Source organism: Flavobacterium sp. HNIBRBA15423, from assembly GCF_052655965.1.
In genome coordinates, this window is record NZ_CP199751.1 from 218,054 (window position 1) to 244,283 (window position 26,230).

General features: G+C 29.7%; 24 protein-coding genes. 17 read left to right on the forward strand and 7 right to left on the reverse strand.

Features of this window, described 5'->3' with window-relative positions:
• Positions 1-102: 102 nt before the first annotated feature.
• From ACULEV_RS00920 to ACULEV_RS00950, 7 genes are all read right to left on the reverse strand, one after another.
• Positions 103-2,550, reverse strand: coding sequence for a zinc-dependent metalloprotease (locus ACULEV_RS00920; protein ID WP_445456814.1), 2,448 nt, complete (start codon positions 2,548-2,550; stop codon positions 103-105).
• 96 nt (positions 2,551-2,646) lie between these two features.
• Positions 2,647-3,087, reverse strand: a complete 441-nt coding sequence (locus ACULEV_RS00925; RefSeq protein ID WP_445456815.1) for an energy transducer TonB — start codon at positions 3,085-3,087, stop codon at positions 2,647-2,649.
• Positions 3,088-3,097: 10 nt separating this feature from the next.
• On the reverse strand, positions 3,098-3,922 hold the full coding sequence (locus ACULEV_RS00930; protein WP_445456816.1) for a thymidylate synthase: 825 nt from the start codon (positions 3,920-3,922) through the stop codon (positions 3,098-3,100).
• A gap of 36 nt (positions 3,923-3,958) precedes the next feature.
• Positions 3,959-5,617, reverse strand: a complete 1,659-nt coding sequence (locus ACULEV_RS00935) for a NupC/NupG family nucleoside CNT transporter (RefSeq protein WP_445456817.1) — start codon at positions 5,615-5,617, stop codon at positions 3,959-3,961.
• Positions 5,618-5,630: 13 nt separating this feature from the next.
• Positions 5,631-6,260 carry a bifunctional nuclease domain-containing protein gene (locus ACULEV_RS00940; protein WP_445456818.1) on the reverse strand — a complete coding sequence of 210 codons (630 nt, stop codon included), beginning with the start codon at positions 6,258-6,260 and terminating at the stop codon, positions 5,631-5,633.
• A 253-nt stretch (positions 6,261-6,513) separates the two neighbouring features.
• Entirely contained in the window at positions 6,514-7,482 is a 969-nt protein-coding gene (locus ACULEV_RS00945) for an electron transfer flavoprotein subunit alpha/FixB family protein (protein WP_445456819.1), read from the reverse strand.
• A gap of 33 nt (positions 7,483-7,515) precedes the next feature.
• The gene (locus ACULEV_RS00950; RefSeq protein WP_445456820.1) at positions 7,516-8,262 is read right to left on the reverse strand and encodes an electron transfer flavoprotein subunit beta/FixA family protein; all 747 of its coding nucleotides are present in this window, start codon (positions 8,260-8,262) and stop codon (positions 7,516-7,518) included.
• Between the two features lie 197 nt (positions 8,263-8,459).
• On the opposite strand from ACULEV_RS00950, the gene ACULEV_RS00955 reads away from it, so the two are divergent.
• The 17 genes from ACULEV_RS00955 (at position 8,460) to ACULEV_RS01035 (ending at position 26,229) form a co-directional block, all read left to right on the forward strand.
• Entirely contained in the window at positions 8,460-9,440 is a 981-nt protein-coding gene (locus ACULEV_RS00955; RefSeq protein WP_445456821.1) for a PKD domain-containing protein, read from the forward strand.
• Between the two features lie 25 nt (positions 9,441-9,465).
• Positions 9,466-9,930: a type VI secretion system contractile sheath small subunit gene (locus ACULEV_RS00960; RefSeq protein WP_445456822.1), complete on the forward strand. Its 465-nt coding sequence runs from the start codon at positions 9,466-9,468 to the stop codon at positions 9,928-9,930.
• A 15-nt stretch (positions 9,931-9,945) separates the two neighbouring features.
• Positions 9,946-11,310 (forward strand): DUF5458 family protein, encoded by a 1,365-nt coding sequence (locus ACULEV_RS00965; RefSeq protein ID WP_445456823.1) that lies wholly within the window; start codon positions 9,946-9,948, stop codon positions 11,308-11,310.
• Between the two features lie 142 nt (positions 11,311-11,452).
• Positions 11,453-11,839: a type VI secretion system tube protein TssD gene (tssD, locus tag ACULEV_RS00970; RefSeq protein ID WP_445456824.1), complete on the forward strand. Its 387-nt coding sequence runs from the start codon at positions 11,453-11,455 to the stop codon at positions 11,837-11,839.
• Between the two features lie 97 nt (positions 11,840-11,936).
• Positions 11,937-12,332: a type VI secretion system tube protein TssD gene (gene tssD / locus ACULEV_RS00975; RefSeq protein WP_445456825.1), complete on the forward strand. Its 396-nt coding sequence runs from the start codon at positions 11,937-11,939 to the stop codon at positions 12,330-12,332.
• Positions 12,333-12,338: 6 nt separating this feature from the next.
• The gene (locus ACULEV_RS00980) at positions 12,339-13,274 is read left to right on the forward strand and encodes a polymorphic toxin type 23 domain-containing protein (RefSeq protein ID WP_445456826.1); all 936 of its coding nucleotides are present in this window, start codon (positions 12,339-12,341) and stop codon (positions 13,272-13,274) included.
• Positions 13,274-13,852 carry a hypothetical protein gene (locus tag ACULEV_RS00985; RefSeq protein ID WP_445456827.1) on the forward strand — a complete coding sequence of 193 codons (579 nt, stop codon included), beginning with the start codon at positions 13,274-13,276 and terminating at the stop codon, positions 13,850-13,852. The genes ACULEV_RS00980 and ACULEV_RS00985 overlap by 1 nt, the downstream gene beginning before the upstream one ends.
• 28 nt (positions 13,853-13,880) lie before the next feature.
• Positions 13,881-14,606 carry a tetratricopeptide repeat protein gene (locus tag ACULEV_RS00990; RefSeq protein WP_445456828.1) on the forward strand — a complete coding sequence of 242 codons (726 nt, stop codon included), beginning with the start codon at positions 13,881-13,883 and terminating at the stop codon, positions 14,604-14,606.
• Positions 14,607-14,627: 21 nt separating this feature from the next.
• Positions 14,628-16,472 carry a type VI secretion system Vgr family protein gene (locus ACULEV_RS00995; protein WP_445456829.1) on the forward strand — a complete coding sequence of 615 codons (1,845 nt, stop codon included), beginning with the start codon at positions 14,628-14,630 and terminating at the stop codon, positions 16,470-16,472.
• Positions 16,473-16,474: 2 nt separating this feature from the next.
• A complete protein-coding gene (locus tag ACULEV_RS01000; RefSeq protein ID WP_445456830.1) occupies positions 16,475-17,809 on the forward strand; it encodes a hypothetical protein in 1,335 nt (444 codons plus the stop codon).
• A gap of 421 nt (positions 17,810-18,230) precedes the next feature.
• The gene (locus ACULEV_RS01005; protein ID WP_445456831.1) at positions 18,231-18,833 is read left to right on the forward strand and encodes a CHAP domain-containing protein; all 603 of its coding nucleotides are present in this window, start codon (positions 18,231-18,233) and stop codon (positions 18,831-18,833) included.
• A 54-nt stretch (positions 18,834-18,887) separates the two neighbouring features.
• The gene (locus ACULEV_RS01010) at positions 18,888-19,964 is read left to right on the forward strand and encodes a hypothetical protein (protein ID WP_445456832.1); all 1,077 of its coding nucleotides are present in this window, start codon (positions 18,888-18,890) and stop codon (positions 19,962-19,964) included.
• A gap of 27 nt (positions 19,965-19,991) precedes the next feature.
• Positions 19,992-20,486 (forward strand): DUF4280 domain-containing protein, encoded by a 495-nt coding sequence (locus ACULEV_RS01015; protein ID WP_445456833.1) that lies wholly within the window; start codon positions 19,992-19,994, stop codon positions 20,484-20,486.
• A gap of 10 nt (positions 20,487-20,496) precedes the next feature.
• Positions 20,497-23,919 carry a peptidoglycan DD-metalloendopeptidase family protein gene (locus ACULEV_RS01020; RefSeq protein WP_445456834.1) on the forward strand — a complete coding sequence of 1,141 codons (3,423 nt, stop codon included), beginning with the start codon at positions 20,497-20,499 and terminating at the stop codon, positions 23,917-23,919.
• A gap of 2 nt (positions 23,920-23,921) precedes the next feature.
• Positions 23,922-24,587 carry a hypothetical protein gene (locus ACULEV_RS01025; protein ID WP_445456835.1) on the forward strand — a complete coding sequence of 222 codons (666 nt, stop codon included), beginning with the start codon at positions 23,922-23,924 and terminating at the stop codon, positions 24,585-24,587.
• 125 nt (positions 24,588-24,712) lie between these two features.
• A complete protein-coding gene (locus ACULEV_RS01030) occupies positions 24,713-25,855 on the forward strand; it encodes a hypothetical protein (protein ID WP_445456836.1) in 1,143 nt (380 codons plus the stop codon).
• Positions 25,855-26,229 carry a hypothetical protein gene (locus ACULEV_RS01035; protein ID WP_445456837.1) on the forward strand — a complete coding sequence of 125 codons (375 nt, stop codon included), beginning with the start codon at positions 25,855-25,857 and terminating at the stop codon, positions 26,227-26,229. Before ACULEV_RS01030 ends, ACULEV_RS01035 begins: the two co-directional genes overlap by 1 nt.
• The last annotated feature ends 1 nt before the right edge of the window (position 26,230 follow it).

Consider the following 26,230-nt stretch of genomic DNA (forward strand, 5'->3'; position numbering starts at 1 on the left):
AAAAGTGAGCCAAAACTATTTTGAATTTTAATTAGTTTTGAATTTTAATTTTTTAATAATTTGTCTTATTCTATTTAAGAAATTGATTTACAGCAAAGTATTTTAATTGTTCTCAATAGTTTTTTCAATGTTGTAAATACATTCTAAAACATGATATTTAGTTTCTTTATGTGTAATACTTTTTTGGATGTTAGATAAATTTGTTTTAAGTTGAATTAATTCACCATATACTACTGATTTTATATCTGATAAGGAAACATCAAAACTATAATTTGTTTTGTTGTTATTGTAAATTGAAATTAATCTGTCTAAATGTGCTTTTTGAATATTTCTTTCAGAAATTGAAATGCCTTTTATTGGATTTATTTTCCAAATACCATTTCTAACATCAGTTAATAATTCAAGTACTGTGTAGTTGTTTGAATCAATAAATTCTGCGTCAAGCAACCTTCCCATTCGCTCTATACCGATTAAATTATCTAGATGTCTTTTTTGATAATTTAATAATTTTTGTGAATATCCATCTGGTGTAAATTTGTTCAATATGGTAATGTCTACTAGCCATTTTTGTTCTGAAAAAGCATTTTCAATTAACCATTCTGTAGCTTCTTTTTGTTTGCTTTTAGAAATTACTTCATAAACATCTCCTTCTTGATTTGGTTTTTTCTCTATTTCATTTACACCACCTACATACGTTACTACATGTCCAACATATCTACTCCAAACACTTAGAAGTTCGCCATATAGTTCTTCCAAGTCTTCGTAATTATTAGTTTCATTACTTGTCCAATGGGGAAGATTTTTGGCAACAATTTTTAAATTTTTAATACCATAATTACTAGCTTTAACGGCATCATTACCTATGTCTTCTGTTTGTGAATAAGGATTAAAATTACTAGATTGTTTTCCAAATTCGTATTTTGGATCACCAACTTTTTCTAATATCCATTGGTCTAATGTAGGGATTTCTTCTTCGGGAGTATTTGTGTTTGGAATAATTCTATAACCCCAATTTATAGCATATGAGTCATAAGGTCCCATTTGTCTTATAAAACGAATGTCAGTGTCACCAGGCTGAGCGATGTAATTAAACCTTGCATAGTCCATAATACTTGCGGAAATACCATTTAATTTTGTAAATCCTGGTTTTCTATAATCTTCTATATTGTAGGCACAACTTGCACTCATATTATGAGGAAACCCTAATGCATGACCAACTTCATGAGCAATTACCATTTGCATCATTTCTCCCATTTCCTTATCACTTGTATGTAATGTCCTTGCAGATGGGTTTGCTGCACCAGTTTCTAATAAATATCTATTCCTATAAGAACGAAGGTGATTGTGATACCAAATAATGTCGCTTTCAATGATTTCTCCTGTTCTTGGATCTGAAATACTAGGACCAATAGCATTTCTTGTGGTACTTGCCACATAACGAATTACTGAATACCGAATGTCTTCAGGACTAAAATCTGGATTTTCTTCTTTGGTAGGTGGATCTTTGGCAATAATAGCATTTTTAAAGCCAGCTATTTCAAATGCTTTTTGCCATTCTTCAACCCCTTTTTTAATGTAAGGTCTTAATTTTTCAGGTGTAGCAGGATCTAAATAATAAATAATTGGTTTTATAGGTTCTACTAATTCTCCTCTTGCATAAGCTTCTGGGTCTTTTGGTTCTAATCTCCATCTTCTTATGAACGTTTTTTTATCTGATTTTAATTCACTACTACTATAATCATATTTGTTTAAAGTAAACCAACCCACTCGTGAATCAAATAATCGAGGTTTCATTGGGTTTTCTGGAAGTAAAATAAGTGATTGACTCATTTGAACACTTATAGTTTCTGTGTTTTCTAAAACCGATGGTTTTGAAGCATTATAGGTGAAATCTTGTAAAACTTCAATATTTAAAGGAAAGGTTTTTATATAATTGATAAAACTTCTACTTTCATCAAGGTTTTTAACTTTGTAAGCCTCTCTTATGCTAGGAGAAAGCCCACTAATTGCTTTTACATCAGTTGAAAAGAATTTGGTAACATCAATAACAATTGCTGTAGAATCTTTTGAAAAAGCATTTATATCAAATGCATATAAAGTAAGATCATTATTGTTAGCTTTAACCGATATATTAATAGGTAAACTATCATTAGCAATACTATTTGCTGATTTTACTTTAATTAAAAGTTTATCTTCAAATCGATCCCAAATAATCATTTGACTGTTCATTTCCGTTCCTGCATTTACATAGCCACCTCCTAATCCTTCTGGAACTTTTGCAAACTTACTCACTAAAAGCATGTCTTTATTCAGTAAGTTGTTTGGAATTTCGAAAAAGTATTTATCGTTTACTTTGTGTACTTTGAATAAACCAGAAGTAGTTTTGGCTTCTTTTGTAATGACACTTTGGTAATCTTTTATTTTTGCTTCTTTTTTCTTTTCTAATGATGTAACTGTTTCAGTTTTTTTTGGCTGTTTCTTTTTCCAAAATTGTGAATAAGCAGAATTAAATGATAGTAAGATTAATAAAAAAAGTGTAGTTTTTTTCATTTGATTAGTGTTGTTTTAGCTAAAATAGCACAATTACAAGTAATGAAAAAACGATATTGTTTTTTTAAGAAAATAATAACGATGGTTTATGGTCTTTTACTTTAGTTTAAAGGTTATGGGTAAACCATACATGACTTTTACTGTTTTTCCTCTTTGTGTGCCTGGTTTTAGTTGAGGTAATAAGCCGATAATTCTTTCAGCTTCATCAGTTAATAATTGATGTCCTTTGGTTACAATATTTGTTATTTTACCTTCTTTATCAATGATGAATGTAATATTTACAGTTCCTTGAACTCCAAATTTTGCAGCTAAAATAGGGTATGTGAAATTGCTTTTAATATGGTTTTGCATCATTTCATTAAAGCATTCCATTCGTTTTTTCTCTTCTACCGTTTCACATTCTTTGAATAAAGGGATATTTTCAATTACTGTAATTTTTAATTCATCATCATTTGAATTGGTGTCAATTGTTTGGATTTCAGTTTGTGCTTGTGCAAGAGCAGAAAATAATAAAAATAATAAAACAATTTTCTTCATAAAACTAATTTTAAACAGCAACTGCTCCTTTAATATGTGGATGAGGGTCATAACCTTCTAACGTAAAATCTTCAAAATTGAACTCAAAAATGTTTTTAATATCTGGATTTAATTTCATCGTTGGTAAAGGTTTGCAATCACGAGATAATTGTAATTCTAATTGTTCAATATGATTGTTGTAAATGTGTGCATCACCAAAAGTATGAATGAAATCACCTACTTGTAAATTGCACACTTGTGCTACCATCATGGTAAACAAAGCATACGAGGCTATGTTAAAAGGAACTCCAAGGAAAATGTCAGCACTACGTTGATATAATTGGCAACTTAATTTTCCGTCAGCTACATAAAATTGAAAGAAAGCATGACAAGGAGGAAGTGCAGCTTTTCCGTTGGCAACATTTTCAGAAAATGAAATTGAAGTGTCGGGTAAAACACTTGGGTTCCATGCAGAAACTAACATTCTACGACTATTTGGATTGGTTTTTAAGGTTTCAATTAATTCGGTAATTTGGTCAATTTCTTCACTGTTCCAGTTTCTCCATTGGTGTCCATAAACGGGACCTAAATCTCCATTTTCATCTGCCCATTCATCCCAAATCTTAACTCCGTTTTCTTGTAAATAACTAATATTTGTATCTCCTTTTAAAAACCAAAGTAGTTCATAAATTATGGACTTTAGATGCAATTTTTTAGTGGTAACCATTGGAAAACCTTTACTTAAATCAAAACGCATTTGATAACCAAATACACTTATAGTTCCTGTTCCTGTGCGATCACCTTTTTGGTTTCCGTTTGCTAATACATGTTTTACTAAGTCGTGATATTGTTGCATTTTAAAGTAGAAATTTAAAGTTAGAAATAAAATCCATTATCCTATAATCATTCCTGCTATTGTAGCTGATAATAATGAAGCGATACTTCCACCAATTACAGCCTTTAAACCAAATTCGGATAATGTTTTTCTTTGATTTGGTGCTAATGAGCCAATTCCTCCAATTTGAATACCAATTGAAGCAAAATTTGCAAATCCACATAACATATAAGTTGCCATAATTACTGATTTTTCATAAGTAAAATGGATATCATTAGCTATGTTTTTTAATTCAGCTAATTGAATATAACCTACAAATTCTGAAGCTGCTAATTTTATTCCTAATAATTGCCCCATAAGCATCATGTCCTCTTTAGCAACACCAATTAGCCACATTAAAGGTGAAAATATTAATCCTAAAATGGTTTCTAATGAGAATTTTGAATAAGGAGTGTTGCTGGCAATTACATTGTTTAGTCCTGACCAATCTCCAATCCAACCTAATGTATAATTAATCATTGCAATAAACGCAATAAAAACTAAAAGCATAGCTGCTACATTTGCAGCTAATTTTAAGCCTTCTGTGGTTCCAGTAGAAATTGCATCTAGGATATTTGAGCCTATTTTTTCTTTTGATACTTCAACATTAGTGTCAATACTTTCCGTTTGAGGATATAAAATCTTAGAAATAACAATTGCTCCTGGTGCAGCCATAACAGAAGCAGCTAGAAGATGTTTAGCAAATTCTAATCTTAAAACAGGATCATTTCCTCCTAAGAAACCTATGTAGGCGGCAAGAACTCCTCCAGCAACTGTAGCCATTCCACCAACCATAACTAGCAGAATTTCTGACTTGTTCATTTTTTCTAGGTAAGCTTTAATCATTAAGGGAGCTTCTGTTTGTCCTAAGAAAATATTACCAGCTACAGATAAACTTTCTGCTCCTGAAATATTTAGTAATTTGGTTAATACTTTGGCTAAACCTTTTACTACAATTTGGATTATTCCTAAATAAAATAATAATGAAGTTAGTGCTGAGAAAAAGATAATTGTTGGTAATACTTGAAATAAGAAAATAAAACCAAAACTTTCTACATTCATCATGCCACCAAGTAGAAATTCACTACCAGCTCTTGTGAAATCTAAAACTAGTACGAATAAGTTTCCAACAAATTCAAAAGCAGATTTTACAAATGAAACTTTTAAAACTCCAATTGCTAAGACTAACTGAGCTACTAATCCTATTATAACAGTTTTCCAATTGATTGCCTTTTTGTTAGCACTAAATAAAAAGGCTATTGCTAATAAAGAAATCATTCCTAGTATTCCTCTTCCAACACCTATTGCAGATAGTCCTGAACTTTTTATTAATGAAGCATTTGTTGCTGGCTTTTTTATTTTATTTGATGAAAAAAACGAATATGCTTTATCTCCTTTTTTAAGCGTAAGTGTGGAGTCGGTTTTTGTTTCAATTACAAAACGTTTGGTAGGTGAATCTGAACCATTTTCAAATAAGAATAAGAATTTGTCTTGTACTAAATAATCTCCTTTTTGGTAAAGGCTATCTTTAGATAATTTTAAATTGTAAGTTCCTTCTTTTAATTCAAGAAAATCATTATTTGACGTTTCTAATTGCCACTTTTTTTCAATTTCTTGGGCATTTATATTTAGGAAAGTAAATATAAATGTAAGGTATAAAAATATATTTTTTATCATTCTGGAGTTTTGTTTAAGATTCTTTTTTAGAGATTTCATCTCTTATTTTTGCTGCCTTTTCGTAGTCTTCGTTTTGAACTGCTTCTTCTAATTTGTCATACAGTTCTTGTAGTGTGTAAGCTGTATAATCTTCTTTTTGTGTTTCTGTTGGCTCATTACTGCCAAATGTTTCTGGTGAAGAAAGGACATCGTCTGATTCATCGTTATTTTCATCCTCTTTTGAAGGATTAATTTTTAAATAAATACCAGCTTTGTCAAGAATATTTTTATAAGTAAAAATAGGAGCGCTAAATCGTAGTGCAAGAGCAATTGCATCTGAAGTTCTAGCGTCTATAATTTCTTCTATTTTATCTCTTTCACAAATAATACTAGAAAAGAAAACACCATCTACTAACTTATGAATGATAACTTGTTTTACAATGATATCAAATCGATCAGCAAAATTTTTGAATAAATCATGAGTTAAAGGGCGAGGAGGTTTTATCTCTTTCTCTAAAGCTATTGCAATGGATTGGGCTTCAAAAGCTCCAATAACTATAGGTAATTTTCGTTCTCCGTCAACTTCATTTAAGATAAGAGCATAGGCTCCATTTTGTGTTTGGCTATAGGAAATGCCCTTTATTGTTAATTTTACTAAACTCATTATGTAATTCGTAATAAGCATTGATTTAATTTGTTCAATACTTAAAGATTATTAAAAATAAACTACTATTCAAACTAGTCCTGATGAAAGCGATGTTTTTTTGTTTTGTTTGAACTAAACAAAAAATAAAGCGTACAGCAGAAAAATGGTTGACAAATATACGTCAACACATTTGCTCCAAAAATAAAAAAAAGAGCTATCTAAACAAAGATAACTCTAATTTTAATATAATATATTTTTGAACAACTAAAAATTAGGCATTGTTTGCTTTAAATGCTTTCAATTTTTCGATTAATTGAGGTACTACTTCGAAAGCATCTCCAATAACTCCATAATCTGCTACTTTAAAGAAAGGTGCATCTGCGTCAGTATTGATAACTACTTTTACTTTTGAAGAATTAATTCCTGCAATATGTTGAATTGCTCCTGAAATACCAACAGCAATATATAGGTTTGCAGCAACTGGTTTCCCTGTTTGCCCTACGTGTTCACTATGAGGTCTCCATCCAATATCTGAAACTGGTTTTGAACATGCAGTTGCAGCTCCTAATACAGATGCCAATTCTTCTATCATTCCCCAGTTTTCGGGTCCTTTTAATCCACGACCTGCAGAAACAACAATCTCAGCATCTGCAATAGTTACTTTTCCAGTTACTTTTTCAATGTTTTCTACTTTTATTCCAAAATCGGCATCGTTTAATGTTGGTGCGAAATCTTCTTCTGTTAGTGCTGTTTCTGATTCAAATAAACCAAATGAATTTTTTGCAATTCCTATTACTTTTACATCTGTATTTATTTCAGTAATATTGAAAGCTTTGTTTGAAAAAGCTGTTCTTTTTACTTGAAATGGACTTGTGCTAACAGGTAGAGCTACTACATTTGAAGCATAACCTGCATTAAGTCCTACAGAAACTAATGGTGCTAAATATAAACTATCAGTAGTAGATGATAAAACAACTAATTTAGTGCTTTCTTTTTCGGCTGCCTGTTTAATTGCATCTGCATAAGCTTTTGCGTTAAAAGGTGATAATTTATCGTTGTTTATTTTTAATACTTTTGATACACCATATTTGGCTAGTTCGGAAACATTAGTATTGTTTACAGTTAAAGCTGTAACTGTTGTTCCCATAGTGTCAGCTACTTTTTTTGCATATGAAGCAAGTTCAAGAGCTACTTTTTTAAATTTTCCTTCTGCTGATTCAGCATATATTAAGATAGACATGATTTTGTATTTTTAAAATTAAACAGTAGTTTGTTAGATTACTTTTGCTTCGTTGTGAAGTAAGTTCACTAATTCATCTAAATTATCAGAGCTTATTAATTTAACAGCTGACTTAGGAGCTGGTTTTTCAAATTTAACTGCTTGAGTTGCATTATTGTCTCCAGTTGGTTCGTTAACTGTTAAGGCTTTAGAGCGAGCCATCATAATTCCTCTCATATTTGGAATACGTAAATCTTTTTCTTCGACTAATCCTTTTTGGCCACCAATAATTAATGGTAAAGAAGTTGAAAGAGTTTCTTTTCCACCATCTATTTCTCTAATAGCTTTTACTGTAGTTCCGTCTATTTCAAGACCAGTACATGAATTAATGAAGTTGTAACCTAAAAGACCAGCGATCATTCCTGGTACCATTCCACCATTATAGTCTAATGATTCTTTACCAGCAATCACTAAATCATAACCACCTTGTTTTACAACCTCAGCAAGTTGTTTAGCTACAAACATACCGTCTTTTGGGTTTGCATTAATTCTAATTGCTTCATCTGCACCGATTGCTAATGCTTTTCTTAAAGTGGCTTCCGCATCAGTTCCGCCTACATTTACCACAGTTACTGTTGCGCCTTGTTTCTCTTTGAACCATATAGCTCTAGTTAAACCGAATTCATCATTTGGGTTAATAACAAACTGAACACCATTTGTGTCAAATTCAGTATCATTATTTGTAAAATTGATTTTTGATGTAGTATCAGGAACATGACTGATGCAAACTAATATTTTCATTGTTTAATTTTTGAGTTTTAATGTTACGAAATTACAAAAAAATGTTTAAAAATACTATGCATGCATAATAAATTTTTTATTTTTTTACTTTTTTCTGTGTAATATGGAAAATACTAGAGTTTATTGTTTATGCTCTGAATTTTTTTTTTATATATTTGGAGAATAGTTACAAATCTTTTAAGTGGTCTACAAAAAAAATGAATGCAAACAATCAAATAAAAACACATTTTGATAATAAAGTTATTATAACTTTCATGTTGGTCTTTATTCTTTCCTGTGGTTTATTAGCTTTTAAAAAGTCTAATGAGATGGATTGTTCGGTTTTTGATTTTAAAACCGACACAACTTTTTACATGGTTGATGATTTAATAACTTTTACTGAAGATTCTGAAAAGTCATATTCTTGGAGATGGTATTTTGGAGACGGTACTGATATTTCTTACAAGTCAAAAGTAGTACATTCATTTTCTAAGCCAGGATCTTATAAAATAAAATTATTAGTAAATAAGACCTGTGAAGTGGAAAAAACTATAAAAGTAATGCCTAAGCCTGTTGTTGAGGTAAAAGAGCAGCTTTTAGTTGATTTTGATTCTCCTGTAAGAGTAACTCAAGGAGATGTTGTTCAGTTTACAGATAAAACAGAAGGAGCGGAAATTTGGGAATGGAAATTTGGAGAATCTAGTAAAATAGATAGTAGAGAAAAGAATCCAAAATACAAGTTTTCTACTTTAGGCGTAAAGACTGTTTCTTTAGTTGTGAATGGCGATAAAAAGAATAGAGTTTTAAGGGATATTGTTGTTGTTGCAAAAGCTATTAAAACAAATAATAGAAAACCTGACAGAAATAAGGTCATTTCTGTCGATACTATTCCAAAAGTATTTTCTGTACCAGAAACAACTCCTATTGTTATTAAAACGATAAACGAGACTGAATTAGAGAAATTATTATATTCTGTTTCAGATAATAAGATTTCTTTGATTAATTTTAAAAATCAGTTTTGTTTAGATAATGCTCCTAAAGTTAGAGTTAATTCTGATAGTAGATATATGACATTGGATCAATTTTATAAATCGATAAAGAATAAAGGTATTAAAGTAAGAGAAGTTAAAATCTATAAAGAGAAAGATAAATGTATTGAAACCATTTATGTTAACTTCAAGTATAAAACATTTTTTTAAAAATCTATAGACTAAAATTAATATTATGGCAGACAGATTCTCAGGCAGTTATGGAATTGGAGGTAATGAAGTTAGAGTTGAAGGTCAAGAAGGTATTCTTGAGATTCCACAAAATAGAACTTTAATAGCTCAAAAATTAACGCCAAATACACCAGTGAAACCTGAAATTGTAACAGGTTTAAAAAATATGGATGAAATATTTGAACATTTCAACCCAAAGGTAAATGTAGCCTTTGAAGATGAAAATGGCCAAGTAAATAGGGAAGAACTCCAGTTTAAAAATGTGGGTGATTTTTCCATTAATGGTATTGTTGAGCAAAGTTCTTATTTGTCTGATTTGAGAACCAAAAAGGAACAGTATCAAAAATTAATTAAACAATTAAAGACAAACAAAGTTTTAAAATTAGCATTACAAGATCCAGAAGCTAAAAAATCAATTATTGAAAGTTTAGAGACTTTAATTTCTGAAATTGAAGCATCAGATAAATAATAAACAAAAACAGTTATGGCAAACCATGAAAGTAGTAGTGCTGCTTCAAGTGCAGACAAACAACATAAAGAAGTAACCCGTTCATTAGATCAAACTTTAGAATCATTTATTCAATTTGGAGGTTTTGATTTATTAGAAGGTTCTATTGAAGGTGTTCAAAATTTAAATCCAAGTAGGAAAGCGAGAAAAAATATTTTTTTAACAGAATCAAGTAAAAAAGCAGAACGTGATAACTTAAAAAAAGTTTTGAAGATTTGGGCGGAATCTTTAAAGTCTGCGGATAATTTAGTTGATTTAGTTAATGATTGTACTAGCAAATCAGAAGCAGCTGAAAAAACATTAAAAAATAATCTTAAGTTAGCTGTAGAAGAGACTAAAGAGTTAGAAGAAAATTATAGAAGTATTGCTCTTTTTTATAAAAATACAGAAGAGAGTAAGTTGAAAAATATTTCTATTGTAAATGCAGAGTTAGACCAGTTAAAAGATTTAGATAATACTAGATTCATTGATACTATTCATGAGGAATTGGTAAATGGATATGATCGTTTAGATTTAAGACAAAATTATTCATTATTGGTAATTCCTGGTTATTTAGGGTCAAATAAGGTCTTAGAAAAATGGGCAAAAATTGCTTTTGAAAATAAAGTGATGTTAATTACAGATTTTCAGCATTTAGATGAGCCAGATGATGTTATGGAAATGTTTGAATCTGCTAACTTAACAGGAGGAGATGTCTATAGATCGAATGTTATGATGGCTTGTAACTGGTTAGTAGGAAGAGGAAAGCATGACGAAATAGAAGAAGAAGATAATTTATATGTGCCACCATCTATGGCATTGGCAGGAAAAGTATATAATACTTTAATGTCACAAATTACGGCAGGTAAGAAATTTGGAGGAATTAATGAAGTTGATGGAGTTAAATTTGATTTAAAGAAAAGTGAAATTGCTAATTTAGAAAGTTTAGGTCTTATTCCTATGGTAAATGAATATGGAAAAGTCATGGCTTTTTCAGGAAAAACACTTTTTAACGGTGATAATTTAGGATTGCAAACGTATTCTGTAGTAAGAGTTTTTGATTATGTAACTAAAGTATTAATGGATTTCTTAAACAGAAGAGCATTTGAAAACTTCAATGCAAAAACTAGAAAAGAAATTCTAAATCAAATAGTTAAATTTTTAGATAATGTTACTGGTCCAGATAAATTAATTGAAGATTTTGACATTAAAAGATTTGAACAGGATCCTAATCAAAAAGATAGAATTTTTCTTGACATTAGATTGAAACCTTATTTTCCTGCAAAAAACTTTTTAATTAAAATGGATGGGCAAAAAGGAGATGATGGAAATGATTGGGATACAGAATATGCTGAATCATAATCAAAAATTAACAATAAAATATCTTATAATTTTTTAATTTTAATAAATTTGTATTACTTTTATATCGAGTAGATTTACTGACAACCAAACAAATAACAAAAACAAATAACAAACATTTTTTTTAATCTTTAAATATTACATTATGTCATTTAAATCAAAATTAAAAGTTGGCGGAAAGGAACTTAATATCTTAAAAGTTTCTTATGATTTATATCAAGAAATTGATGCAAGTGGAAGACCTTCTTCTGTTACAAGAGGAGGAACAATTAATCTTACAATAGAATCTACTGGTGATTCATTCTTTTTTGAATGGATGACTAATAATTTCGAAAGAAAAGATGGTTCAGTTACTTACGTAAAGCGTGATACTGATGCTAAATTGAAAGAATTAAACTTCAGCGAAGGTTATTTGATAAAATACAAAGAAGAATTTGACGCTACTGGCACTAATCCATTAGTAGAGACTTTTACAATTTCTGCTAAAGAGATTTCTATAGGTTCTGGAGGTCATATTAACGAGTGGGTATAACTCACTTTGATTATAATAATGATAAAGAGTTTGTTTTAGTACATACTCTTTATCATTTATTTGTATTTTATATTTTAATAACCAAAACTTTATAGATATGTCTTTTTTAGCAAAACTAGAAATTGATGGCGAGGAAATGAATGTGTTGGAGTTTCAGTTTTCTATTGGTCAAGAGATCGATAAAAGCGGAAAGCCATCCGCTGATCCTACTGGTGGGAGATTTAGGGTAGTCTTAGAATCTACAAAAAGTACCATGTTATTTGATTGGATGATAAGTAACAATCAAACTAAAAATGGTAAGGTAACCTTTTTTAGAAGAGATGCTGTTTCAAAAATGAGAGAACTTCAATTCAATGACGGCTATTGTATTGGTTATGATGAAGTCTTTTTAGCGCAAAGTAATACTTCTATGAGTGTTGAAATCGTTGTTTCAGCGAAAGAAGTAATAATGAATGGTTCTAAATTTACAAGAAACTGGCCACTTAAATTCTAGAAAATAATGGATGAGTTAGAAACTAATTTTTTCATAGGATTAAGTTATCATTTTGGAGGTCCTAAAAATTACATGAGTGGAACTGCTGGTGTAGGAATAAGTAAACGATTTGGTAATTTTAACCCAGGAGCTAATCTTGCGGTTAATTTTTATAATGGAGGAATTGGTTCTCTTTCTAATAATTCTGGATTCAATGTTGATACTGTTTTAACTGCTAAACTTACAGCTGGAAGTGGAAATGGAAATCCTATGGATATTTATCCACTTCATCTTAATAGTGGTACTGGTTTAGAAGATAGATATAAGTATTCGGCAACAATAGGAACTAATTTTATTCTAAATAATAATGGTAGAAATCAACATGTTGGTTTCGTTCAAGTAAGAGCAAGTGATTTTAGTTTTCAAACTTATAATGATTTTGGAGGGTTTAAAAAAATAGGAATTAGTGATGGTTACGACCGTTGGTGGACAGGTGGTGGTAATTTAACATTTGGGGCAAAAAATAGTGATTATCAATTTGTAATTGCTAGCGATGTCTTTACTGCGGATACCGATTCTGAAAATAATTTAGACAGATACAATGCTGATAAAAATTTAGAAGATTTTCTAAGTAATAATCAAAATAATTCTAAGTTGGATAGATTGAGAAATAGAGTTGCAAATTATACTCCATCTACAGCATCTCAAGTAGATCAAACGTTTTTGAATTTAAATAGAGATGGAGCAGTTTGGTCACCACAAGCTCACTCATTTGACTTAAACCAAGGCAGAACTTCTTTTAGATTAAAAACACCTGAAGGAACTTATGGATTAAATAGTTTGGGGAAAAGTAATATGTATAGTCAAGATATTATTCATAGAATTATAAACTTTCATCTTATCCCTTCTAATCGTCCAAATTATTGGGAGTTTCAATATAGTCCAAATATAAATGAATTCTAATGAAAAGGGATTTGATTGCATATATAATCCTTGTATTTGCATTTGATTCTTGTAGCCAAAAATTTTATACTAAAAGTGATTATTCCTTTTATAATGAAAATTTCGAGTTAAGCGAAGAGTCATTATTAAAAACAAATGGAGTATATGTATTGGAAAGTATTTGGTCTAGTGTAGATAACAAGATTAATATAGAAAAGGAAAAAGAATCTCTCTATATATTTCATAAAACTGGACAATCTAATATGATAATGATGTCCAATACTGATTCTGTACCTGATTATAGAAAAATAATTATAGATAACTACAATCGAAGTAAAAAGAATAAAAATATTGGCACATTATTTCAAGGATACTATCAACTAAAAGCAAATAAAATCATCATAGAAAATGCTAACTCAGCACTAAGAAGATTTAATTATAGTTATGGTTATGTCGAAAATGATAAATTAATAATTGTAAAGCCAAATTCTTTACAAGGGGACGGGAAGTTTGAAGATAAGTATTTTTTACAAACTTATAAAGAAACATACGTATTTGTACCAGTAGAAAATTTAGATTCAATTTTGCCGAATTGGTAAATATAGAATTGAATTAATCTCTTTTAAGATGAAAATCCTTTTTTCAAATATAATTTTAGTATCCTTTTTTTTTATTAGTTTTCAAAAATCATTTTGTCAGTCACAAAATTCAAATGATTTAGACAATGCCTATAAGCAAGAATTATTAGCCGAAAATAATGCTCTAAAATCAAGAATTGAAAATTTTCCTGCTGAAGCAAAAACCATTAATGCTAAAATTGCTCAATCAATTAGAGAAAAAGATTATGCTAATGCGTTAGAATTATCCCAAGAATTGGATAACATTTTACCTAATAATGCAGATGTAAAAAATTTTAAGGCTAAAATGTATTATAAGCTTAATAACTTAGAATTAGCAATTAATTCTTATGATGATGCAATACAGTTAAATCCTAAAAACAAATGGTTTTATATTAATAAAGCGGGAATTTTATCTGAAGAGAATAGATTGGAGGAAGCCCTAGGAGTTGTTAATCAACTAGTAATAATTGAAGAAAATTGGAGTATTGCTTATAATTTAAAAGCCTCTTTATTATTGTATTTAAAAAAGCAAGATGAAGCTCTTTTAATGTTTAATAAAGCGATTAATTGTAAGCCAGAAAGTGCTCAAATTTATACGAATAGAGGTGATTTGTATTCAAAAATGAATGATGAGAAAAAGGCAATTTTGGATTATAAAAGAGCCTTACAAATTCAACCAGATTATCGTCCAGCAAAAGAAAAACTAAATATGATTTCTAATGAATTTAATTAAAATCATGAAAAGAATTATATCATGGCAATAAGTACAAAGATTAGCATAAATATTGCAGGAGAGACACTTACGCGGTTTTCCAAGTTAGTTATTCAGCAAAAAGTACACACCCATCATACTTTTTCCTTGTTGCAACCCTTGCCAAAAGAGTTTATAGGTCAGGCAATAGATAAGGCACAAAGTTATATAGGTCAACCGATAAAAATAGAGATAAAACCTACCAGTTTATCCACTACTTCACCATTACTGTTTAATGGTATTATTACAGAAGCCCAAATGATTCGTACCTCTGGAGCAGCAGGAGGCATTATTATAAATGGATACAGCCCGACTATTGTAATGGAAGGCACTCCCAAAACACAATCATTTTCAGAAGAATCATTATCAGATATAGTAAAAAAAATCACCAGTAGTTATTCTCAAAAAGAACTACAACCCTCAATTAAGGTTCAAAATGATGCAGCATTACCTTATACTGTTCAATATAGAGAGAGCGATTTCGGATTTATTTGCAGACTAGCACAAAAGAAAGGGCAATGGTTTTATTATAACGGAGAAGAATTAATTTTTGGTTCACCCAATCCTAATAATTTCACATTAGAATATGGAAGAAATCTGCATACTTTTAATATTGAGATGCGTGCCAAGCCACTAGGTTTAGAATATTTAGGATATGATCCAAGTAATGCAGAAACCCAAAAAGCTAATACAACCGAAGTAAATTACCAACCAGAAGGATATTCGAAAGTAATGTATGAGAGTTCAAAGAAGCTTTTTCCAGACACTTCAACTATGTTGTATACACATGCTATAGAAGAAGGAAGTTCACGAACCCATTTAATAGATAGGGTAACGACCCAGTTACAATCTAGAGCAGCCGATTTAGTTACAGCCAAAGGAGATACAGACGAAACAGGATTGCGAATAGGAGATGTTATATCTATTCAAGAGCCAGCTTTTTCCATGACAGGAAATCTACTAGATGGTTTACAAGAGCAAAATTTTGGAAGTTATATCATTACCGATATTACACATGTTTGTGAAGAATCAGGAACCTATCATAATAGTTTTCAAGCAGTTCCCGATAGTGTTTTAGCACCACCTTATGGCAATGTGCACCATCATCCAGTAGCCGATACACAACCAGCAGTAGTTACCGATAATAATGATCCATTAGGATTAGGAAGAATACAAGTAAAGTTTTCATGGCAAGAAGGAAACACCCCTTGGATTCGAATGACCAATCCTCATTCAGGAGGAGGAAAAGGGATGTATTTTATTCCAGAAATAGGAGAAGAAGTATTAGTTGGTTTTGAGGCAGGCAATGCCGAGAAACCATTTGTATTAGGAGCCATGTATAATGGAAATGAAAGTTCTGGTTATGCTACTTCTGGGAATGATCAAAAGGTAATACAAACACGCAGTGGTACAAAAATTATTATGAATGACGATCAAGGAAGCGTTTATATAGAAGATCCAAGTGGGAATACATGGATGATGGATGGAAAAGGAAATATTAGTGTAAATGCACCTAATGATATTACTATGAATGCTGGAGCAAATATTAATATGTCTGCAGGTCAAAATATAAGTACTTCAGCAGGAATAAACATGATAGAAAGTGTAGGAGTTGACAAATCAACTAGTATTGGAATGATGCAAAATACATTTGTAGGTGGAAGTAGCCTATTGAATGTAGTTGGTAATTTAATGGAAATAGTTGCCGGAAATTTGGAATCGAGCACAGAAAAAGACAGAGTAACTAATAGTAAAGGTGAAATAATTCAATCTAGCGAAGGAGAAGTGGCTAAACATTCTCAAAAAGAAGTAAAATTGAATAGTACAGAAAAATCTAATCTATTTTAATAATGACTCGTACAAGGTTTGTAAAAGGAACAATAACAGAAAAAACGGGAGGTAATGAAATATATTATGCCGAAGGGAATATTGTTATAAATGCTGGTAAGAAAATCAATATTACTTCTAGGAGTGGTGTCTTTTTTGACGAACCTGAGAAATATGAACCGCAAGAAGAACTGTCCATAGCTAAAATAGAAGGGCCTTTTGATAAAGATGGAAAAATAGTTAAAATAGTTAAAAAAGAAGTTTTTTATACTTATAAAGCTACTCCTTCTAGAAATCCAAGCGAATCGGAAGTAAGAGCACTAAAGTGGAGTACAAAAAACGATAAGGGTAAAATAAAGACGCTGCTAAATACTTCATCTAATAATAAATTGATTGATGGTAAAATAATAATTGCCATTTCTATAAATACAGAATGTGAAAAAGCAACAGTCTATGCTCATTTCAATAAACCCGTTGATGAAGTTAGTGTAATAACTCAAGTCTTGTTAGAAGAAGTTTTATTAATTGTTGGTACAGAACAGCACTCACAAACTTATGGTAACAAAATGATGTTTCCAGCTCAAGCTGTTAGAGAAGTACGAGAAAATTATATAAACAAAATAAAAGTTACGATTCTAATTTTTACTGATGGTTTTAATGCTGAAGAGCTTTCAACTATTTCAAAAGATGGAAAAGCTCACAATAGTAAACTTTATTTTAAGAAGATTAATTCCGTTAGTGAACTAATAGATTATATTAATAATGGTGATGGGAGCGTAAATAGAGAAAATGTTAAAATTGGAACTATAAAAATATTCTCCCATGGACTTCCAAGTATTTTGGATTTTGGATTAGATGGAAATAATAGTAGTACTCAAAGATTTCAAAAATCAGATGTTAGTAAACTTAAAGTAGAATCTTTTATAGAAAAAGCTACAATCTACTCTTATGCCTGTCGAACTGGAAATTCCGATTCAAGTATTTTTGCTAGTAGAGATGGCTATCAATATGGTAGCGATTGGGTAACATCAGTAAAACCTCAGGAAAGTCTAGCTCAAGAATTAAGCAATCACTTAGACGCAATTGTTTATGCATTTTTAAGAAGAAGTAATTATACTTCGACTTGGCTAGATAATGGAGATACAGTTTACAAAGACAAATATATAACTATTGAAGACGAAGAAGTTAGTAGTCCTGTCAATCCAATAGACTGGTATAGAGCTACAAATGTTGGTTGGGACGAAGCACTTTGGAATCCTGATGGTGCTTATAAGAAACCAACAGTAGGTAACAGCCCTGGTGGATTGCTTCCAAGAGATATTTATAAATTTGAAAAAGGAAAGACACCAAGTAAATAAGAAAGATGAAAAGAAGTATCTATAATTATATATTATTTGTTATTGTAGTGTATGTGTTATCAATTACAGAATTGTATGTATACAGCTATAATTATTCTAATTATAAGTCATCAGTTTGCATTGACTGTTCTTTAATTAATGAAATTTTTTCCATAGGATTGATTAATTCTATTTTATTTTTTATCCTATATATAATTACAAAAATATTGAAGAAAGCCAATGCATTGCTTTTAGAAATTGTATTTGTTATCCTATTGTTTTTAAGTAATATAACTATTTTTAATGCTAGAGTTTCCTCTTGGAGTACTTATACGAATTTGGAAATATTTTATTCGGTTGGACAACAATCAATTTTATATCTATTGATTTTTGGAATTTTATTTTACTTGTACCTAAAGTTTCATTATTTTAAAATAAGATAATGAAAAAAATAATTACTATAATTATTATTGGTTTAGCAGTTATTTATTTAATACAGAGAATAGTAAAAAAAATAAATATCAATACAAAACATCATATAGGTGAAGTAATTGATGAATTTAATGGAGTTAGAGTATATTACAATGGAGGGATTGATCACACAAGTGGCAGAAATGTTACTAAAGATGGTTATAATATTGGAATAAATTATCAATGTGTAGAGTTTGTTAAAAGGTATTATTATGAATTTTACAATCATAAAATGCCCGATTCTTATGGCAATGCTAAAGATTTTTTCGACAAAAATATTCCTGATGGTGCAATTAATACAAAAAGAAATTTAGTCCAACATCAAAATCCAAGTAAGCAAAAACCTGAAATTAATGACATACTAATTTTTAATAAAAATATTTTTAATCCCTATGGACACGTTGCAATAATATCTAATGTAAGTGAGACAAATATTGAAATTATTCAACAAAACCCAGGACCATTTTCTAAAAGTAGAGAACTACTTGAGATAAATCAAAAAGATGGATTCTGGACAATAAAAAACGATAGAGTTCTTGGAACTTTGCATTTAAAAAGTACTAACACTAATTAATTTATTCTTACTTAAAATAATAAGTTCAAATTATTTGATATTTAATTTTTTTAAATGAATACTAAATACAATATATACAAGTTAAAAAAAACGGATACTTTAAAGAGTATCTCAAACGAATTAAAAAAAACGCCTCAAGAAGTTGCACAATTCCATAATATATTTGCCGATGACAGTAATTTAATAGGAGTAGCATTTCCAGAAAATTTTAAAGAATTATATGTCCCAATTACTGTGAGCATAAAGGAATTAGAGCATTTTCCAAAAGTTGCCTTTGACTATGATTCCTATTTAAATATAAAACCATTTAAAGAACAACTAATATATCAAGTCGAAAATCATATTATTACTAAAGGCACTAATTACATATTAAAGTTTCAAGCAGGAATAAAGTTTATTAAAAAAAGTAATGGTAATTTTATAATTGAAATTAATAAATATAAAAGAGAAAAGGATAAAAAATTAGATAGCATTTTATACAATTTATTAGAAAGATTAGAAAAAGTTTTTTATCCGCTTCAAGTAATAGTGTCTAATGAAGGACAAATTTTAAAGATAAATAATTATAATCAAATTCTTAAAAACTGGAAACAGTTAAAACCTTCTATTTTTGAAGAATACGAAGGAAAAATTATAGAAAACTATGTTTCTCATTTTGAAAAGAATATTTTAAATGAAAAAAAATTGGAAGCATTTCTATTTAAAGATTTGTTTTTAAAAACTTATTTTAATCAATTATATGATAATTACACTTCTAGTTTTTTCTATGAAAGGCAGTATAGTTTTCCAATACTACCAAAAATGAGAAATGTTGATTATTTAATAAAGCAAAAAATTGATCCATTTTTAACCAAGCAGGGTAAAATTAAAATTGAAATTATTGGACAATCAAATGATAAAAGAACGCAATTAGATTATGAATCAAAGTTAGATGAACCTTTTTTTATTGAAAATAATTCAAATCGAGTAATTAAAGGTGTTTTGGAAGGAAAATATATTTTAAATGCAAAAACACACATCATAGAAGATGCTTGTCTTAAATGCGATTTGCAACTAGATCATTATGAAAGCATTACTGTTTCAATAAGTTTAATAAACGAAAAAAAAATATTAAATAATTCGTTAAATTAGCTAATAAATAGCATAATATAGAATAGTATGAGCGATAAACATATAATTGTACAAGGAGCAACTGTTAAATGTAAATTTAGTGTAGAGCCAAAGACTGATAAAGTTAAAGTTTTATCGCATGAAAAACATTATGCTAATGATGCAGATGGTACAGAAAAACTGATTGCTACTACAAAAGAAATAGGGCAAACATTAGAGAAAAATACTTTTGGAAAATGCAAATTACAACCTACTAGTAGTGATTATTTACCATGTAAGGTAACCATAACACAATGGAATGATTTTTATAAAAACGTGACACTTTCAAACAAAGGTCAAATTTTAACTGTAGACAGCAAAGCAACCTGTCCTGTTGGTGGACCAGATTGTATTACTGTTGATAAACATGGTCAAAAAGGAGCAGCAAGTAAACAAGATGCGAAAAAAGTAGATGAAGCGGCAGCCAACGCTATTAATCCTGTTGCCGATATGAGTAATTTTAATCAAGAACAAGATCAAGAAGCAGGTGTTGAAGTAGAATAAATATGGCAACATGAAAAGAGGCGTAAAAAGAATAATTGGTAAAACGGAGATAGCGGTTAATGTATGGGAAACTTATTCTGTAGCAGAGTGGTATTCAGATACACCTATCCAAGAGAGAAATGCAAGTCAGGTGAAGTGGGCAGTTTATTATTTGGGAGGTGCCCAACCAGAAAAAATACTAGAAAAAACAGAAGGTGTATTTCGCTTTCAGGAACCTGCAGTTGGTAAATCTTACCTTATTGTTGCTTATGTTTACGAACCCGAATTAAGTACTGGTTTACAAGTAACTGTAACTTCAGCAACTGAAAAAAAAATTACAACTATTAGAGCAACTGGCAAAAGTGATACTTTAAGTTATGGAGACACATTAGATGTTGTAGTACAAACCTCTGGAATGCAAAATGACTATTTAGAATTATCCTTATATGAAGATGATGCAGCAGGAAGCGGACACAATTCTATAAATAACAAAAACCTTTTAAAGACTCAAACTGTACGAGTAGGAAGTCAAGGAGTAGCAACCACCCAGTTTTTGCTAGAACCCAATTTTCAAAGAATAGCAAATGCTTATTTGGCAAGAGGCAATAATAGTGAAGGCAGTACTCATGAATTTTACGTTGCAGCATATTATTTAGGTTCGTTAAAGGATGCCAGTAATAATATTAATGTAGCCAATCCACAAAATAGTCAACTAAGAAGAGAAGAAACAACCCAAGTTATAAATGGCAAGCAACCACAAGCAACAGGAAAGGTAAATAATGTCCAATTAACTAGAAACGGAGCTAAAAAATTGCTTGTTACAGTTAATTCTACAGGTCTTGTAGGTAAAACCATTCGTCTAAAAGTGAAAGAAGAAGATTATCTGTCAAATGATTTATTAGTAGACAAAAACTTTGTAATAAAATCAGATGCTTATAGAATAGATATTTTTTTAGACAGAATTCCTCAAAATGCTGGAGGAGGCTATTGGTCAGAAGGTAATTACCAAGAACTATTTGCTGATGTTGAGGTTGTAGAAACAGAATCACATATTTTAAGCGAAACTATTGATGTAGATATTAGTGCGTTTAAAGTAGAAATTGCAGATAATAGGACGGAGACTGTAATTAATGATGAGGAAAGCCTCTTAGCTGCCTATTTTGCTAAAAAAGAATATGTTGAAAAAACTAATGAAGAAGCAGGAACGGATGAATATACTTTTGGAGGAACAAAAGCAAATAATAAGACTTCTACTCTTGCAGAAAAAGAAGCCATTGCAGATATAATTTTGAGCAAAGTAACTGACAAATTAAAGTTAGAAAAAAAATATACTACAAAAGATGCTATAGTTGAAGCATTAACAGCAGAAGAATACGGTACAGATACTGAAAGCAATAAAACAGTTGCTTTTAAAACCTTTAAATTAGGACCTAAATTTATTCGTATTAATTCAGCACCATTAGAAGAAAAAGTCTATTTAGTGGCTGAGACAGGAAGTTTAAATGGTAAAACAGTAACTATAAAAATAAAAGAAAAAGACGGAATTATTAAAGGAACTGCTGATGCCATGTTACCTGTTCTAGAGATTACTGAACAGCAAATGGAGGCAACCACTACTTCAGAGGAAGTACAAGGAACTGAGAAAACACAATTTACAGCTACTGTTACAAATGGTATTGCAAAAGTGCCTATTCATTTGCGTCCTAAATCGGATGAAGATTTAGAAAAATGGAAAGAAAAAATTACTAAAGGGAAAGAAGATGGAAACTACACGTATACTTTTGGCAATGACAATGGTACAATAATAACAGCTGAAAATAAAACTAGAATAGCAGGAATTATAATAGATAATGCAAAAGGAGGTAAATTAGGAAACCCAAAGATTGAAGATGGAAAAACAGCTTATAAAGAGGATGTTGAAACTGTATTAGAAGTAAAAACCTATAATAAAGGAGATACTATAACTTTCCCTACTTATAAAAAAGGAATTGAAATGCTTTGGTTAGATGTTTTATGTAGCGGTGATAAAAGAGAGCATCATAAAGAATTCTTGAAAGAAGAAGGAGCTTATTTTGTGATAGGTAAAAAATGTCCAAGATGTAGGGAGAAAATAACTATAGAACAAATAGAAGAATTATTTGGAGTGTATACAAGTCATAGCGCTTTCAGACAAGAAATTGTTGATAATCTAAATAAATATATATTTGAATCAGGGAGAGAAATACATATCAATACATGTTTAAGGAAAGCTCATTTTTTAGCTCAAGTGGGAGCTGAAACTTTAGGCATCAATCCAGATTGGATGGTAGAAACAGATAAATATAGATATTCGAAATCTAGATGTCTTGATATTTTTGGAAATAGAGCTGCTACACTAAATAATATGGGACTATTAGAATCTTATTGCAATGAAAACCCTCAAGAAAAATTACTCAATTATATGTATGCAGCTGAAAATGGTTTTGGTAATGGAAACGGAAATGAAGCTAGCGGTGATGGATACCTTTTCAGGGGAAGAGGATTAAAGCAATTAACAGGTAAAGGAAATTACAAAAGTGCTTCTGAATATTTAAATGAATTTTTTCCTAGTGAATATATTAATTTGGAAGCTAATCCTGATAAGGTGAAAGAAGCAAAATATGCAGTTCTATCAGCAATAGCATATTGGGAAAAACATAAAATTTGGGAAACTGCTGATACTTTAAAAATTTCTAATAATGAAAATATTAAAAAGATAAGGAGACTTGTTAATCCTGGCTTAGCAGGTTGGAGTGATGCAAAATCTTATTATGATAAAGCTATTAATGTTTTTAAAGTAAATTCTTGTACTCCCACTAATGCTGGAAGTTCTGATTGGATTGATCCAATTGATAACCCTCAAAGAACGTATTATAATTCTAACGGAGTACATAAAGAACAAAATGGTGCATTTGGACCTGTAAGAACGAAAATTGTAAATGGTGTGTCTGTACCAAAAAATCATCAAGGTCTAGATATTTTTGCAGATGTAGATACGGAATGTAGAGCTTGCTTAGATGGTACAATTGTAAGCTATATGAATGAAGGTAACAATGGTTATGGAAATGTGCTTGTTTTGGAAGTGAATGGAGAAGATTTAAGAAATGCAAAAAGAGAATATAGTCTTGAGTTTACAGAAGAGGTCGAAAGCGGAACAGGTTTTGATATTAACGCAGAAAAATTCTATTTAAGATATGCCCACCTTAATTCAGCAATTAAAACAAGTGGAGAAGTTAAGGCTGGAGAAGTTATATGCTATTCAGGAGATACAGGAAACGCAAGTGGAGTTCCTAATCCTCACTTACATTTTGAAGTTGCTATGAATGCAACTAGTAATGGAACTGGTTTAACAAATAGATACAATCCTGCATATTTTGTCAGATTAACAGCTATAAATCAACAAAAACAGGAGGAAGTAAAAAATTCAAGATCATAAATATGAAAAAATATACCAATATCATTTTTTTAAATTTTTTTTTACTCTTTAATTTAACATTTTTTAGTTGTAAAGAAAATAGTAACTTTTCTTTAAAGGAAAAGGAATCTGAAACTAAAATAGATTCTCAAATCAAAACTCCTATTGTTTTAAAAGATGATAGTATTTCTATTGGAAAAGAAATTCCTTTTTCTATTGTCGAAGTTTTTAAAGAAAACACTAATGAGAACGCTTTCGTAAATTCTGATACTAGACTAACTATTAAAACTTCTTCAAGTTTTATGCTTACTAAAAAGGATTTTATTATTACTGATATTGATTTATCTGACACTAATTATGAAGGTCCTGGCTATATAATCTATTCTTATAAATCCAATGAGAAAAAAAATGTTGAAATAATTATTATTGAGGCTACTGCTGATATTGGTACTGATTGGTATTATGTAGTTGTAATAAATAATAATGATTTAGTTGAGCAATTCTTAATAAAAGAGCCTAGAGCAAATTCTGAAATTACTGATATGAAAGACTTTTTAAGTATTCTTTTGAAGAATGATACATTAATTTTTAAATTCAGAAAGAGTAAAATTGCCAAATATTCTATTATGCCTTCAGATTTGAAAAATGATAATGAAAATATTTATCTTGAAAAAAAATTGATTTTTTAATAGATATACTATGACGAGTTTGGAATAGCTGAAATTATTACAAAACAGATTAGTAGTTCTAATCAATTAAAAACAGAAATAACTTTTACAGATAAATATATTTCTGATAAATAAAAATAAGGAGTATGACTAAGACAAAAATAGGTGGAGATTATAATTTCTATGCTAAGGAAGATATTATCCATAGTATGGAAACTATAATTACTGAAACGGGCGTTAGTTTTGGTAAACCAAAATTAAATGAAATAGAAAATCAAGCTGAAATTGAGATTAAAATCATCAAAGGAACTTTTTTACCATTAGGAATAACTGATAGTAAAGGAAAAATTGAAAAAAAAATTATTGCCTTTGAGATTAAGGTGAAAAAAGGAAATGTAAAAAATTTTCTATTTTGTATCAAACATAATGGAAGAATAGTTTTTTCAAAAAAAATAATAAAAACTATAAATTCTGAACAAAATATTATAATTGAATGGGATGGATTTTCTAATTCAAAAATATATGATAGCTCTATTTTTGTAGACGGAGAATTAACAGTTGAGGTAATTGGGAAAAAGGTCATTGCTAAAGATATTTTTAAGTCAAAATATCAAAAAGCAAAGTGGGTTGATGTTAAAATCGATAATAATTTCAATAAAATAGACGTTACATTAAGAGTTAATCTTAAAGATGGAGGTTGTATTGGGAATGATATTCCAAAATATAGTTTCTCTGATTTAGAAATAATGACTTTAGAAGGGTTAAAAACATATTGGAGTAGAAATAAAACAAGAAGTGCCTTAGTACCTGCTACAGATTTTGTAATTATTAATGGAAAAGAATATCTAGTTACTGTTAATCCAATTAATGTAAAAGAAAATGCGATGGACGACATAAGTCTAATCTATAATTCTACAACTGATTGGAAAAGATCTTGTAATCCAGGCAGTATTACAGGAGTCTTATCCTTTTTTGCTAATATTTTTATTCCTGAAAGAGTAGTTTATAATTCACAACAAAGGAATGAAGAAAGATATTTCAAATTAACATCTGCTCATGAGATAGGACATGAGATAATAAAGACATTTGGAGGAGAAGAGTACTCGTATGCTCATGAAGGAAGTTCTACCTTATTAACACAAAAACAAAAAATAAATCCGTTACCTATAACAGGAGAGAATAATTTAATGGAATATTATAGTGATGGTTATTATGATTATGATAGAACATTGGCAACAGAAAAAGATGTATTGGGTTTAATATGGTGTTCTATAATTAAAGTTAGATAATGATGAGGAAAATATTTCTTTATTTGTTAGTTTCATTTTTTGCTTCATCATGTGTTACAAGATTAAAATCTCCATTAGTGCAAGGGAATATTTGCAATTCTAATAACCAACCCTTAAAAGAAGTAAAAGTATGTCTTAATAATGAATGTGTTTTAACAAATGAGAAAGGATATTTTAATTTCAAAAGAAAAATATTTAAAGAGTTTGTTATGGTTGGTGGTGAAGCACCTCCAATAATTTATAATTTAACCATTTCAAAAAAAACATATAAGGATACTATTATTTATTATAGTAGTTTACATGGAGGAGCAAATGTTGACTTAAAAATAGTATACAACAACATAGTTTTAAATCAAAAGTTGAAAAGAGAATAGT